Genomic DNA, 13377 nt, shown 5'->3' on the forward strand with positions numbered 1-13377 from the left:
CTCCTCACCCTCCTGCTCGCCGGCTGTGGCGCCCCCGAGGACGTGGTCCCCGAGACAGCCCCCATCACCCAGCAGTCGGAGCTGCTTGCCGCCTGCGTGGACACCGAGGCGCTGGCGGAGGCCGCCGAGCACTCCTGCACCCACGCCGAAGCCGGTCCCTTCGAGTCCGTCACCGCCGCGCCCCTGGGCGGTCCGTCCTTCGTGGACGTGAGCGTCGAACACACCGCGTACAACGTCACGCTCCCGGCCATCACCTACCGTCAGTGGACGTTCGGCTACGCGGGCTCCGTCATCTTCACGCCCGAGGAGTCCACCGAGTACGCCTTCCTCACCTCCGGCTACCGCGCGGTCCGCATCGTCAACGCGGCCACGAATGAAGAGGTCGGCCTGGAGTGCCACTACAGCGTCCCGCAGGAGGTCTGCGGCAGCCTGCGCTCCGCCGTCACCGCGGACCTGGAGGGAGGCATCGACTACCGCGTGGACTTCGCGGCCGTCGTTCCCCAGCCCGCCACGTTCCTCCTCGTCATCGAGGAGACGGGGCACGACCACGCCGAGGAGTAGCCCCTCCCAACATCCAGAAACCCATGTACTTCGATTGCATCTACAACACCGCGCCGACCCGGAGGTCCGCCCATGCGTCGCCCCTTCCGTGCCCTCCTCCTGGCCGGCTGCATCGCGGCCCTGACCGCCTGTGGCGGCAACGACTCGACGCCCCCCGACGGAGGCATGCCGCAAGAGCAGGCCGACCCCTGCGCGCCCAACGGCCACATCCACCGTGAGCCCGAGGGTGACTGGTGTCACTGCGACCGGGCCTACCTGGCCAGCGAGCAGGGCCTGTCGTGCGTGCCCGACCCCGACTACGTGCCGCGCGACGGCTTCGACTTCGGGGACGACGGCGCGCACGCCTGCTGGCATGTCACGAATGGCCCCTTCGCCACCGTCACCGCGTCCCCGGACCGGCAACCCCGCGTGGACGACTTCCACACCCACTACACCGTCAAGCTGCGCCAGGAGGGCGGCGCGTCCGTGGGCACGTTCAACTTCAAGGCGTGGGCCACTGGCGACTTCGTCCTCTACCTGAGCACGCCCGACGTCGCCGTCACCGTGAAGGAGGGCGAGCGCGTCGTGGAGCCCGTCGGCACGCGGCCCACCGGCCCCTTCTGCGACGGCCTGAAGCAGATGGTCGGCTACGAGCTGACCGACAAGGTCCCGTACACCGTCTCCTTCGGTCCCACGGAGGCCACGGAGTTCGGACTCGTCATCGAACACCTCCAGTGATGTCACCATCCTTCTATTGCAACTCAGTTTCATTAAAGGCATGACAGGGCCACCGGGCGCACCGGCGGTACGCACCGCATGGCACCCCGCGCCCGGCATCCCGAAAGGAACAACCCCATGATGAAGATGAAGCGCATCGCGCTGAGCGCACTGCTGTCGCTCGGCCTGGTGGCCTGCGGCCCGATGGAGGAGCCGGAGTCCACGACGGAGGCGCAGGGCGCACAGGCGCTGGAGGCCGGCTGCACGTCGCTGGGCTCGGGCATCACGTCGCACGCGTGCGTGCATGCCGGAAACCCCGCGGACCACCTGGCCCGCACGGCGAGCGCCACGCGCACCACGAGCGCGCCGTCCATCAGCACGAAGCACAAGGCCTACGACCTCACCCTGCCCTCCAGCGCCGAGGGCTCGGTGACGTACGTGCCGGCCACCACCGGCTCCTATGCGTTCTACCGGACGCAGAACGTGCCGTTCACCGTCATCAACGGGAGCACCAACGCCACGGTGGCCGCCGCGCTGTCGCAGACGGTGTCCTCCACCGGCTGTTCGCTCGTCTACGTGTCCGTCCACGACCTGACGGCCGGCACGACGTACATCGTCGCGACGGGCCCGGCAGCCGGCAACGCCATCACCCTGGTGCCGGAGTTCCTCGACGACTCGCGCACGCGCTACTACCGGGACGCGGACGGTGACGGGTACGGCAGCACCACGTCCGTCTACACCGCGTGCACGCCGCCCTCCGGCTACACGACGCAGCGCTTCGACTGCAACGACACGCCGGTCTCCGGCGCCAGCATCAACCCGGGCGCCACGGAAGTCTGTGGCAACGGCATCGACGACAACTGCGACGGGTCGCAGTGCTAGCGCGCTGAGCTCCCGACGACCGCTGACGCGGGCCTGAACGAAGGTCCGCACCCACGCTGGAGCACCTCCCTCGGACGGGTGCTCCGGCGTGGGCCTCTTCCCCGCGCGTCCACGTGCCCTCCGCCGCGCGTTCCTCCCCTGAAGGACCCCTCCCGATGCGTCTCTCCTCCGCCGCCTTCCTGTTCGTCGCCTGCGCCACCCTCGCGTTGACCGGCTGTGATGACGAGCCCCCCACCGTCACGCCCGACGCCGGAGTACAGACGGACGCGGGCACCGATGCCGGCACCGACCCGCGCTCCACCGCCACCGTCACCACGTCCCAACCCGCCGAGGGCGCCACGGACGTCTACCCGCTGGAGCTGTACTCGGACACGTCCGGAGAGAAGCCGCTCATCGCCTTCCGCAAGGTGCTCGCGCTCACCTTCAGCGAGCCCATGGACTCCTCCGCCGCGCAGGTGACGCTGCGCGACCGCACGGACCCCACCGTCCCGGCCCGCGTCCTCACCGGCGCCTGGTCCGAGGACGCACGCACGCTCACCCTCACCGTGCCGCGCACCGAGGAGAGCACCCGGCCCCTGGAGGCCTCCACGCACTACACCGTGGAGCTGGCCGCGCTGAGGGACTCGGCCGGACACGCCCTGGACCCCGCCACGGTGGGCCTGGGTGACGGCGCGCTCGACTTCACCACCGGCGAGCGTGATCCGGTGTTGGAGCACGCGTGCACGCACACGCTCGCGAACACGCCGGAGGCCGTCACCGCGGGTCGCACGCCCTTCGACTTCCCGCCGGACACGAACACGGGCCACACCCGCTACGCCGTCACCCTGCGCGCGGGTGCGACGGGCTTCGGGGGCTACACGGGCTTCATCTCCGACCCGGCGAACGCCGAGCACGTCACGCTCTTCCTCAACCAGGCCGTGGCGACAAAGGTCACCCACGACACGGAGGGCGGGACGGACGTGGCGTCGGTGCTCGCACCCGCGCGGTTCATCTGCGTCGGCATCACGCACACGGTGACATTCACCGCCGAGCCGGGTGATCAGATCTACCTGCTCCAGTTCGGTCCCACCCCGGCGGAGATGTTCCAGTTCGTTCTGGAGCGCGAGTCGCGCTGACACGTCCGGAGGGGAGGCCTCTGCGTCCACCAGCACATGCTTTGCCCTCCCCGGCGGTCAGCTGCCGCGACAAGGGGGCCCTCGCTACGGTGGCGTCTCACCCGGAGGCCCCGCCGCATGCGCCACCCCGCCGCCCGCAAGCCCCTCCCGCCACACGAGGAGGTGCAGACGCTGCCCCACTACCTCGTGGGTGAAGCGCTGGATGGGATCCTCTACATCTCCGCTCCGCCTACCGCGCGCAGCATGGGCCTGACGCCGCTGCTCGGTCGCGCGCCGGAGGGTTGGTGGTGGACCGCCACCCCCCGGCTGCTGATGGGCCAGGACGTGCTGGTGCCGGATCTCGCGGGCTGGAGGAGCGGACGCCCGGAGCCCCTGCCCCCTGGCACCTTCATCGAACGCAGGCCGGACTGGATCTGCGAGGTGCTGTCCCCCGCCAGCGCGAAGCTGGACCTGGGCTCCAAGCTGCCGCGCTACGCACGCGCGGGCATCCAGCACGCCTGGGTCATCAATCCCGTGAACCGCGTGCTGGAGGTGTTCCGCCTGGACCACGAGCGCTGGGTGCTGAGGCGCGCCTTCGTCGGCGAGGAGTGCGTGCGCGCCGAACCCTTCGAAGGCCTGGAGCTCGCGCTGGCGCCGTTCTGGCTGCCGGGCTGATCCGCCCCCACGTCACCCCTCCTGGGGCTCCCACGCGCCCGTGAAGGCGTCGAAGCGCCGCACGTTGACGCTCAGCGCGCGGTGCACCTGGGTCTCCGGCCCCACCTCCAGCGGCGAGCCCTCCGCCGGCACCGGGAGCCGGTCGAACCGCGTGCCCGTGAACCAGCGGTGCGGCTGCACCTCCAGGACGAAGAACCCCTCCTCGTCCAGGTCCGCCAGGATGGGCACGAAGTCCACGCGCTGCAGCTCCACGGGCGGCGGAAAGTCCAGCGCGAGCCGGAAGGGCACGCGCACCGCCTCACGCGTCGCCGTCCCGGCCAGCAGCAGGGAGTGCCCCTCCATCACGTCCCCCTCCACCCCCAGCGCACGGGAGGGCGGCCGCAGCAGCAGCGACAGCGAACGCGCCACGCCCGCGATGCCCGGGGAGCGCCCCAACACGCGCGCCTGTCCTCCGTCCGCGAGCAGGTCGAACACCACTTCCCGGTCCCACTCCCCCAGCACGCGACCGCCGGAGAAGAAGTCCCCTTCATGCGCGTGCGCGGTGGGCAGCAGCACGTCTCCCAGGCGGCGCAGCAGGGCCTGGGGCTGGAGCGGCGAGGCCTTCTCGAACAAGTAGAGCGGCCCCAGCACCAGGCGCGCGGTGGTGAGCTCCACGCGCCAGCCGGTGTCGGTGGTGAAGACGCCGACGGTGTCCTCGCCGGGCGCGAGCGCCGTGCGCAGACCCACGCGGAAGGTGATGCTCCGGCCTCCGGTGCCGGACAGCCCACAGGCGTTGACGCCCGCCGCGAGCGCACCGCCCAGCAGCAACGTGAAGGCACGACGGGTGTGACGCAGGGGAGAGGTCATGGTGTGTCCTCCTGGAGGTCCAGGTACACGGTGAGGGTGCCGCGCACGGTGCGAGGGGCACCGGCGGAGAAGTGGCGCGTGGCGAGCAGGGACGCGGGCGCTTCGGGGCCGCGGAAGTTGGACACGTAGTTGAACTCGGACTCGCGCCAGCGCGCGTCCAGCAGGTTCTCCACCGACAGGCCCAGCTCCACCGCGCTCCAGCGCGCCCGGGCCGCCACGTCGAAGAGGAAGACGGGCTCGCTGTAGCGATCCAACGGCAGGGGCCGCGGCCCGATGGCGCTGTGTCCCAGCGCCACGCTCCACCCGACCTGCTGCTGGACGACGGTGGCGGTGCCGCGCCACGCCGCGTCCACCCGGCCCAGCACCTGCGGGATGTACGGCAGCACCGTGCCGTCCCACAGCCGCCACGAGGACGCACCGGGCACGGGCAGCGTGGCGCGGGCCCACGCGAGGCTCGCCTGCACGTCCAGGCGTTGCTTCCACTGCAAGCGCACGTTGCCGAAGGCGCCCAGCCGCTGCGACGGGCCGATGGGCTGGTTGCGCCCCGTCGTCTCGCTGAACACCAGGTCCTGCGACACGCGCGTGGCGAACACCGCGCCCCGCGCTTCCACCGTGGCGTCGTGTCCCTCATCGCCCCAGCACCAGCCCAGCCCCGTCTCGCCGGAGGTCACCCGCGCATACGGCGCGAACTCCGCGTCGGACAGGCCCGCCGCGTCGCTGGAGCGAGCGCCCAGGCCCGCGCTGCTGAGCCACGTGAGGCGGGGCGTCAGGCGCACCTCGGCGGTGGCGCGGGGGCTGGCGAAGAAGCCGTAGGCCTCCACCGACTCCTCCGGGATGCGAGCACCCTGCCGGTCCGCGTCCGGGCGGTTCAGGTCCTCCACGGCGAACAGGAAGGTGTCCACGCGCACGCCGCCCCGGAGCGTGAGCCAGGGGAGCGGAGCGGCCCGCAGCGACAGGTAGGCGCCCAGGTTCGTGGTGCGCACCTGGTTGTCGAAGACGGTGGCGTAGGGCGCGCCGCCCTTGTCACGCAGGCGCCGCGCGCGGGTGTGCACGTTGTCGAAGCGGGCCACGTAGCCCAGCTCCACCGGCTGCGGCTGTCCTGCCCAGACGAGCCCCGGCGTGTAGCGTCCACGCAGCCCCACGGTGGTGCCCTGGTAGGACTGTTCGGTGTTGTCCCCGCGCTGCGCCTCGCCGACGGGCGGCGTGTCCTGGAGGAAGCCGGTGAAGTTCTCGCGGCTGCGCATCTGCCGGGACACCGCGTAGGCCTGCTGCACGAAGCGTCCGCCGCGCTCCAGCCGCGACACCCACTCCACGGACGCGATGTGGCGCTGGTTGGCGCCGCCCTGGTGGGGGTCGTAGAGGCAGAAGAACTGCGAGTCCGCGTCCCCGGCGCACGGCAGCCGCGCGTCCACGACGTCCGTCTCGCGCACCACGCCCGCGGAGGAGTAGCGCGCGCCGTAGCTCGCGCCGAAGAGGCGAAGCCGTGTCTCCGGCCCCAGGCGCAGTTCCGTCTGGGCCATGATGCCCGCATTCGCATGCGCGCGGTTGGGACCGAAGCCGTGGCCCTGGCGCAGCAGCACGCCGACGAACGTGGCGTCGGTGGCTTCGGGCGGTCCCCACACCAGCGACAACCGGCGCGACGCGAAACTGCCGTAGCTGGCGGAGGCGGTGATGCCCCGGCGCTCCAACCCCAGTTGGTACTCCACCGTGCCCGCCACGCCGAAGTCGCCCTGGGACGGATCATACGGACCCTCCGTCACGCGCAGCGACTTCACCAGCTCCGGGATGATGAAGTACGTGTCCGCGTAGCCGTGGCCGTGGGCGTGGGAGACCTCGTTGAGGGGCACGCCGTCCAGGCGCATCTCCACGTCCTTGCCCTCGCCCGCGTCGAAGCCACGCAGGTACACCGTCTCCGCGTGGCCCTCTCCCCCGTGGTTGGCGAGCATCACGCCCGGCGCCAGCAACAGCAGGTCCGTCGCGGAGTTGCGCGGCACGTCCGCGAGTTGCCCCACCGTGATGTGGAAGTCCCCCACCGCCACCGGAGGCGGCGCGACCGAACGCCCCCGCACCGTGGTGGAGAACCCCGGCGGCTTCGCGTCCGTGGGCGCTGGGGCCGCCGGCACGGTCGCCACTGAAGCCTCCTCCGAGGCCGCTGGCGCGGTCGCCACCGCAGCCGCCTCCGGGAGCGCGGGCGGCTCGAACATCACCGGCACGTCCACCTGCACCTCCAGCGGAACATCTCCCCGGCGCGCGGGCTCGAAGCGCCAGTGCGTGGCCGCCGCCATCGCGGCCCGGTCGAACGGCTCCCCGCCCGACTCGCGCACCTCCACCCGGGACACCTCGCCCCCGGTGTCGAGCGTCAGCCGCAGCACCACCCGCACGGCCTGCTTCAACGCGGGCACGTCCGCCGGCATCACGGGTGGCGCCGCCTCCACGGGCACGGGGGCAACCACGGGCGCTTCAGGCGACGCGCTCAGCAGCCAGAGCACGAGCGTCGGGATGAACACGGGCAACGACCTCGCTCGACGGAGGCCACCCGACACAGGCGGCCCTCCCGTCAGCGGCCGTGGATACCGCGACCCAGGCTTGACTTGCAACCAAGTTACAAATACCAACCGACTGCATGAACCTTCGATGGAAGTGGCTGCTGGCCGCGTGGGGCCTGGGCGCCTCCGGGTGCGGCGACACCGTGGCCCGGGGCGACGCGCGGGTGACGCTGAGCGGAGGGGACGGCACGCAGCGCGGCTACGCCGACCACCTCTTCCAGGACCAGTGGTCCGTGCAGTTCACCAAATACCTGGTGTCCCTGGGCGACTTCACCCTCACCTCCGCGTCCGGCGACGTGCGCGCGACGGACGAGCACGTGCTCGTGGACGTGCAGAAGGGGGACGCGCCGCTCACCGCGCTGACGGGGCTGGAGGCGGGGCGCTGGAGCGTGGCCTTCCTCGTGAGTCCGCCGGAAGCGCGCACCGTGGCCGGCGCGTCCGTGTCCGCCGAGGACCTGGCGATGATGCGCGAGCGCGGCTTCAGCTACTTCGTGGAGGGCCGCGCGCAGCACCGCGACCCCACCCGGGGCCTCTACACCTTCCGCATGGGCTTCCCCGTCCATGCGCGGATGGTGGACTGCATCAACGGCGTGGATGGCACCCAGGGACTCGTCGTGCCGGAGAACTCCGTGGCGGAGGCGGAGGTCACCCTCCACGCCGAGCACCTGTTCTATGACCGGCTGGGCACCCACCGCGGCGTGCAGCTGCGCTTCGAGGCCATCGCCGCCACGGCGGATGCGAACCACGCCATCACGCCGGAGGGGCTGGCGTCCCAGGACCTGCTGGACCTGCACGGTCTGGACGGAGGCCCCCTCACGGATGATCAGGGCCAGCCCGTCGTCTACCAACCCGGCGCCTACGACCTGCGCACGCTCCAGGCCTTCGTCACCCAGAGCATCGTGGATCAGGCGCACCTGAACGGCGGCGGCGTCTGCACCGTCGCCGCGCCGTAGGGCCTCCCGTGCAGGCAGGCCCCCGGCCGGACGTCAGGCCTTGGGCGCTTCCTTGGAGGCGCGCTGCGCTTCCACCTCGCGCTTCACGTCCTCCATGTTCAGCGCACGGACCTGCCGCAGCAGGTCCTCCAGCGCCGACTTGGGCAGCGCGCCCGGCTGGTCGAACAGGAGGATGCCGTCGCGGAAGACCATCAGCGTGGGCATGGACCGGACCTCGAAGGCGCTGGACAGCTCCGGCTGCGCGTCCACGTCGATCTTCCCGAACACGATGTCCTTGTGCGTCTCCGACGAGCTCTCATACACGGGCGCGAACGCCCGGCACGGGCCGCACCAGGTGGCCCACCAGTCCAGCACGACGATGCCGCCCTTGCTCACCGTCTCCTTGAAGTTGTCCTTCGTGATTTCGAGCGTCGCCATGACGGCCTCTCTTTTCCTGAGTACGGAGTCCTAACGAACGTCCAACAGCTCCACCTCGAACAGCAGCGTGGAGTTCGGGGGAATGACCGGCGGGAAGCCCCCCGCGCCGTAGCCCAGCTCCGGCGGGATGGTGAGCTTGCGCACGCCGCCCACCTTCATCCCCGCGACGCCCTGGTCCCAGCCCTGGATGACCCGGCCCGCGCCCAGCGGGAACGTGAAGCCCTGGCCCCGGTCGCGGCTGCTGTCGAACTTGGCGCCCGTGGTCAGCGTGCCCACGTAGTGCACCGTCACGGTCTTGCCCTTCGTGGCTTCCGCCCCGGTTCCCACCTTCACGTCTTCGGTCTTCAAGCTCATGCGCGCGACTCCTTGGCGGGAATCCGCCTTGGAAAAATCCGCACTTTAACGCCGGACGCAGCGTGCTGCCGCCCTGAATGCCCGCCCGCCCGTCGGAAAAAAGAGAGTGGCGGCGGGGGCCCGGTCGAAACCGGACACCCCGCCGCCAACCCCTGCCATGGATTTCGTCATTCAGGCTTCAGGTCAGAACGTGCCACCCACGTTGAGGGTGGTCGCGTAGCTGCCACCGCCCGACGGATCGCCGCCACCCGCTTCGATGTTCGGAGCGAACTGCTTGTCGAACAGGAAGTTGTAGTAGCCGCGCAGGTCCGCCGTGAAGTGGCCGAAGTGGCCGCGCACGCCCACGCCCGCGGGCAGGTTGCCCACCGTGTCGTCGCTGAAGCCCCGCGACTCACCCCAACGGAAGTGGTAGTTGCTGACGCCGATGCCGCCCAGCAGGTACGGCTGCACCGCCGACGGAGACACCGCGAGCGTCAGGGCCGCCTGACCACCGTTGCGGACCAGGTCCGGACCCTCGAAGCCGCTCTCGTCTCCCGGGCCCTTGATGTTGTTCAACGCGCCGGTGTACCCGACCTCGATGCCCAGCACCGACGTGGGCTTGAGCGACGCGGTCACGGCCGCCGAGGGGCCGGGAGCAATCTGGGGAGCCAGGGCGCCGGTGTAGCCTTCCACACCGCCACCGACCAGCAGCGTCAGGCCCTTCTTGTCGTTCTTGTCCTTCTTCTCCGCCTCCAGCGGCTGGAGATCCTCATTGGTAGTGCTGAAGTCCGTCGCCGCCGGCGGCGCGGCGACGCCGCTGCCACCCGTGGCATCCGCCGACTCGGGCGGATGGGCCGGAGGCTCGACCGCCGCGGGCGGAGGAGCCGGAGGCTCGGCCGCCGCGGGCGGAGGAGCCGGAGGCTCGGCCGCCGCGGGCGGAGGCGTCATGGGCTGCTGGCTCGACGGTGGCGCGATCTCACCGCCACTGCCGCCCGTTCCCGACTGGTCCACCGGCTCGCAGCGCAGCGGCGTGTTCAAGTAGATGGCGCCGCTGCCTCCCTTGCCACTGGTGAGGTCGCTGAGGCCCTGCTGGCTGCTCCCCTGGTTCTGGGATTCGTCCGTCGGCGAGGAGCCACTGCCCCCCGTACCCTGGAGCGAATCGTCCGCGGGTGCCTCCTCGATGACGAGATCATCCTCCTCCTGGACCGTCCCTGGAGACGCCTGCGCCGTCATCTCCTGCTGGCCCTTGTCCTTGTAGACAGCGGCCTGCCCCGGGGGGCAATCCTTCTCCGCCGCAACCGCGCCCGTCCCATACATGAGCGCCGCGATAGCGCCCGCCAGAATCTTCGCTTTCATCAAAACCTCCATCGTCGACTGACTGACATGAAGGTTGTCTTGAGCGGGACTTCCGGCAAGGCATTGACAAGAAACCACGGACAGCTGACCTGCCCGCTCGCCCCCCAGAGGGAGAGGCGTGGTTTCAGAGCCACTTCACGGGAGCGGGGGGCTCGTACGCCCCCCTGCCCACCGTCAATCCCAGACATCCATCAGGTGTCGCGCAGCCAGCCAGAGCCCGTGACGACAGGCAATTGCAGCGCGCGTTCCCGGTCCAGGTCCAGGTTGCCGATGTGCAGCGACAGCGGCGCCTGCACCCACTTGTAGATGGACTGCTGGAACAGCTTCACGAAGCGGTCCACGTACCCGCCCAGCCGCGCTTCCTCCAGCTCCGGGAACATCGCGGCGAGCGCGGTGCGCATCTCCGACGGCGTGAGCTTCTCGCCCGCGTGCAGGTAGAAGCACGCGTCCAGGATGGGGAAGGGCATCAACTCCTCCTCGCCCACCTGGTCGTGCGCGAGCTCCGGGCCCGCGGGCTTCGCCAGCACCTTGCGGATGCCCTCGTAGCCGGTGGTCTCCTGCAGGTAGTCCAAGAGGTACATCACCACCGTCTTGGGCACGTTCGCGATGACCGCGAGCGCGCCCATCAGGTCACCGCCAATGGTGGTGTAGCCCACGGACTTCTCGCTCATGTTGCCCGTCTGCAGGAACAGCCCGCCGCAGGAGTTGCTCCAGTTCCACATGCGCTGGGCGCGGATGCGCGCCTGGATGTTCTGCTCGGTGATGGGCGTGAGCTTCGCGCTGCCCAGCATCTGTTGGGCCGCGGCCTTCTCCCGCTCGAAGGCCTCCTCGATGGACACCACCTGGAAGGGCACGCCCAATTCGCGCGCGATGGTCTCCGCCGCGTCGCGCGTCTGCTGACTGGAGTACGGGCTGGGCATGTAGAACGCCTGGATGAGCGAGCCCGGGTTGTCCGGCCGCACGCGCTTCGCGTACCGGTGCGCGATGAGCAGCGTGAGCAGCGAGTCCCGGCCGCCCGACAGCGCGATGCCGAACAGCTTGAAGGCGCGCGTCTTCTCGAAGTAGTCGCCCACGCCCAGCGACAGCGCGTCGAGGATGTCCTCGCACAGGGCCACGCGCGCGGTGCGGCGGGTGTCCGGCGCGGGCAGGAAGAAGCTGCGGTGCGCGGGCACCGGATAGGCCAGCTTCTGCCGCTGCGTCTTCACCGCCGCCGTGCAGTCCACGGTGGGCACCTTCTGCCCCCCGGCCGACACCCAGGACTCGCGGTCCACGCGCCAGGTGGTGTTCTCCGTGCGCAGGCGCAGCGTGCGGTCCAGGTCCACCACCGCGGTGGTGTGGCCCTCCTGGAAGCGCGGCGTCTCCAGCACGTGGCGGCCGTTCTGGTTGATGAAGCCGCCGCCGTCGAAGATGAGCCCGTCGTTGCTGCCCACCGCGTTCGAGTACGCGATGGTGACCTGGTGGTCCGACGCGCGCGTGGCGATGAGCTCCCGGCGCGTGTCCCAGAAGCCCAGCCGGAACGGCGACGCGGACAGGTTCACCACCAGCTCGCCGCCGGAGTACGCGCGCCGGCGCATGGGGCCGTCCGCGCTCCAGATGTCCTCGCACACCTCCGGCGCCACCACGCCGAAGTCGAACTGGAAGAGGTAGTCCCCCAGCGGCACGCCCCGGTGCGTCTCCGCCATGCCGGGCTGGCCGTGGCCGAAGGTGCGGCCCTCGTAGAAGACGTTGTAGGTGGGCAGCTTCTCCTTGGGCACGAGCCCCAGCACCCGGCCCCCCGCCACCACCGCCGCGCAGTTGAGGCGCACGCCCTGCTGGGCGATGCCCACGCCCACGATGGAGACCAGGGGCAGCGCCGCCGTCTGCTTCGCGAAGCGCTCCAGCTCCGGCCACTGGTGGTCGATGAAGCCCTGCCACTGCACCAGGTCCTCGGCGGGATAGCCGGCGATGACCTGTTCGGGGAACACGGCCAGCGTGACGTCCTCGGCCGCCATCTTCCGCGCCAGGTCCAGCACGCGGTCGGTGTTCTGCTGGAAGGCGCCCACGGTGGTGTTGACGCTGGCGATGCCAATCTTCACGAGCCGCATGGTGCGTCGCTCTCCCAGGAAGGGGGGGCGCCCAGCAATGCGCGGGAGGGGTGGCCAGGGCAAGCGCAGCGTGAGGCCCGCGCGCCCGGCCGTTCAGTTCCCCCGGGCGCCCCCAAGGTCCGGCGTCCGGCGTCCGGCGTCCCTAGTTCAGCGGACCGGTGGGGCGCATCGGCTGCAACTGGCTCAGGAGGTCGCCCAGGTCCTCCAGCACCATCTCCAGCCGGCGCCGGACGTCCAGCTCCACCAGCAGCTCCTGGCGCCGCACGGGCTCCGGCACCACCGCGGACGCCACCACGTCCGCCAGCATGCCCCCGCCGGCGCGCGCGGCCACCGGCAGCAGGTTCTCCGCGAAGGACGGGGGCACCCGGCCCGCCAGTTCGAAGACGGCCTGGCGCAGCTGCTCCTCCTCCGGCCCCGTGTAGGACACGTCCGGCAGCACCTGGGCGCGCACCTGGCGGTAGAGCTTGTCCGCCGTCAGCTCCTCCACCAGCCGCACCCGGCTGATGCCCTGCAGGAGGATGTTGTAGCGCCCGTCCTCCACCTGCTCGTCCCAGACGATGACGCCCGCGCACAGCATGGGTTGCAGGGTGGGCCGGCCCTCGTACTTCCCCTCCCACCCGGGCTCCAGCTGGCCCAGGGCCAGGACGCGGTCGGTGGCGAGCGCGTCCCGCACGAGGTCCCGGTAGCGGGGCTCGAAGATGTGCAGGGGGATGACGGTGTGGGGAAACAGGACCGCCGACGGCAGGGGAAACACCTTCAGCGCGCTGGCGGCGCTTTCGACGCGTTCTTGAGCGGTCATGGTTCCGGGCATCCTTCCTGGTGTTCTAAGCCCGCGGGGCACGGGTCGCATTCCAATCAGGCAGGCACCCGACCCCGGACGGCCGGTGGCAAGGGCCGCCGGTTCCGCTAGGGTGCGCCGCCGCATGTCCTCCAT

13 protein-coding genes are annotated in these 13377 nt (G+C 70.9%); 6 read left to right on the forward strand and 7 right to left on the reverse strand.

What is annotated here, in order from left to right; genetic code table 11:
- The 5 genes from D7V97_RS28965 to D7V97_RS28985 form a co-directional block, all read left to right on the forward strand.
- Window positions 1-561, forward strand: a 561-nt coding sequence (locus D7V97_RS28965; protein WP_120613873.1) for a hypothetical protein, incomplete at its 5' end; no start/stop codon positions are given.
- Between the two features lie 72 nt (window positions 562-633).
- A complete protein-coding gene (locus D7V97_RS28970; RefSeq protein ID WP_120613874.1) occupies window positions 634-1278 on the forward strand; it encodes a lipoprotein in 645 nt (214 codons plus the stop codon).
- A gap of 117 nt (window positions 1279-1395) precedes the next feature.
- Window positions 1396-2139: a putative metal-binding motif-containing protein gene (locus tag D7V97_RS28975; RefSeq protein WP_120613875.1), complete on the forward strand. Its 744-nt coding sequence runs from the start codon at window positions 1396-1398 to the stop codon at window positions 2137-2139.
- A gap of 155 nt (window positions 2140-2294) precedes the next feature.
- Window positions 2295-3254, forward strand: coding sequence for an Ig-like domain-containing protein (locus D7V97_RS28980; RefSeq protein ID WP_158623477.1), 960 nt, complete (start codon window positions 2295-2297; stop codon window positions 3252-3254).
- A 117-nt stretch (window positions 3255-3371) separates the two neighbouring features.
- Complete coding sequence (locus tag D7V97_RS28985; protein ID WP_158623478.1) at window positions 3372-3908, forward strand: Uma2 family endonuclease; 537 nt, start codon at window positions 3372-3374, stop codon at window positions 3906-3908.
- A 12-nt stretch (window positions 3909-3920) separates the two neighbouring features.
- Here D7V97_RS28985 and D7V97_RS28990 read toward each other — a convergent pair whose 3' ends face one another.
- Both D7V97_RS28990 and D7V97_RS28995 read right to left on the reverse strand, forming a co-directional pair.
- Entirely contained in the window at window positions 3921-4754 is an 834-nt protein-coding gene (locus D7V97_RS28990) for a hypothetical protein (protein WP_120613877.1), read from the reverse strand.
- Window positions 4751-7261, reverse strand: a complete 2511-nt coding sequence (locus D7V97_RS28995; RefSeq protein WP_120613878.1) for a TonB family protein — start codon at window positions 7259-7261, stop codon at window positions 4751-4753. The genes D7V97_RS28990 and D7V97_RS28995 overlap by 4 nt, the downstream gene beginning before the upstream one ends.
- A gap of 116 nt (window positions 7262-7377) precedes the next feature.
- On the opposite strand from D7V97_RS28995, the gene D7V97_RS29000 reads away from it, so the two are divergent.
- Window positions 7378-8253, forward strand: a complete 876-nt coding sequence (locus D7V97_RS29000; protein WP_120613879.1) for a hypothetical protein — start codon at window positions 7378-7380, stop codon at window positions 8251-8253.
- A 33-nt stretch (window positions 8254-8286) separates the two neighbouring features.
- Here D7V97_RS29000 and trxA read toward each other — a convergent pair whose 3' ends face one another.
- The 5 genes from trxA to D7V97_RS29025 form a co-directional block, all read right to left on the reverse strand.
- Window positions 8287-8670, reverse strand: coding sequence for a thioredoxin (gene trxA, locus D7V97_RS29005; protein WP_120613880.1), 384 nt, complete (start codon window positions 8668-8670; stop codon window positions 8287-8289).
- A gap of 30 nt (window positions 8671-8700) precedes the next feature.
- Window positions 8701-9024, reverse strand: coding sequence for an FKBP-type peptidyl-prolyl cis-trans isomerase (locus D7V97_RS29010; protein WP_120613881.1), 324 nt, complete (start codon window positions 9022-9024; stop codon window positions 8701-8703).
- Window positions 9025-9207: 183 nt separating this feature from the next.
- Window positions 9208-10359, reverse strand: coding sequence for a hypothetical protein (locus D7V97_RS29015; protein WP_199728978.1), 1152 nt, complete (start codon window positions 10357-10359; stop codon window positions 9208-9210).
- A 191-nt stretch (window positions 10360-10550) separates the two neighbouring features.
- Window positions 10551-12443 (reverse strand): NAD(+) synthase, encoded by a 1893-nt coding sequence (nadE, locus tag D7V97_RS29020; protein ID WP_120613883.1) that lies wholly within the window; start codon window positions 12441-12443, stop codon window positions 10551-10553.
- 142 nt (window positions 12444-12585) lie between these two features.
- Window positions 12586-13242, reverse strand: coding sequence for an LON peptidase substrate-binding domain-containing protein (locus tag D7V97_RS29025; RefSeq protein ID WP_199728979.1), 657 nt, complete (start codon window positions 13240-13242; stop codon window positions 12586-12588).
- Window positions 13243-13377: the final 135 nt, after the last annotated feature.

This window comes from Corallococcus sp. CA053C, from assembly GCF_003611675.1.
Taxonomy (GTDB): Bacteria; Myxococcota; Myxococcia; order Myxococcales; family Myxococcaceae; genus Corallococcus.

Bases quoted from the DNA above. Each gene is read 5' to 3' on its own strand.
- D7V97_RS28970 (WP_120613874.1), top strand. From the start codon at position 634: ATGCGTCGCCCCTTCCGTGCCCTCCTCCTGGCCGGCTGCATCGCGGCC.
- D7V97_RS28975 (WP_120613875.1), top strand. From the start codon at position 1,396: ATGATGAAGATGAAGCGCATCGCGCTGAGCGCACTGCTGTCGCTCGGC.
- D7V97_RS28980 (WP_158623477.1), top strand. From the start codon at position 2,295: ATGCGTCTCTCCTCCGCCGCCTTCCTGTTCGTCGCCTGCGCCACCCTC.
- D7V97_RS28985 (WP_158623478.1), top strand. From the start codon at position 3,372: ATGCGCCACCCCGCCGCCCGCAAGCCCCTCCCGCCACACGAGGAGGTG.
- D7V97_RS28990 (WP_120613877.1), bottom strand. From the start codon at position 4,754: ATGACCTCTCCCCTGCGTCACACCCGTCGTGCCTTCACGTTGCTGCTG.
- D7V97_RS29000 (WP_120613879.1), top strand. From the start codon at position 7,378: ATGAACCTTCGATGGAAGTGGCTGCTGGCCGCGTGGGGCCTGGGCGCC.
- trxA (WP_120613880.1), bottom strand. From the start codon at position 8,670: ATGGCGACGCTCGAAATCACGAAGGACAACTTCAAGGAGACGGTGAGC.
- D7V97_RS29010 (WP_120613881.1), bottom strand. From the start codon at position 9,024: ATGAGCTTGAAGACCGAAGACGTGAAGGTGGGAACCGGGGCGGAAGCC.
- D7V97_RS29015 (WP_199728978.1), bottom strand. From the start codon at position 10,359: ATGAAAGCGAAGATTCTGGCGGGCGCTATCGCGGCGCTCATGTATGGG.
- nadE (WP_120613883.1), bottom strand. From the start codon at position 12,443: ATGCGGCTCGTGAAGATTGGCATCGCCAGCGTCAACACCACCGTGGGC.
- D7V97_RS29025 (WP_199728979.1), bottom strand. From the start codon at position 13,242: ATGACCGCTCAAGAACGCGTCGAAAGCGCCGCCAGCGCGCTGAAGGTG.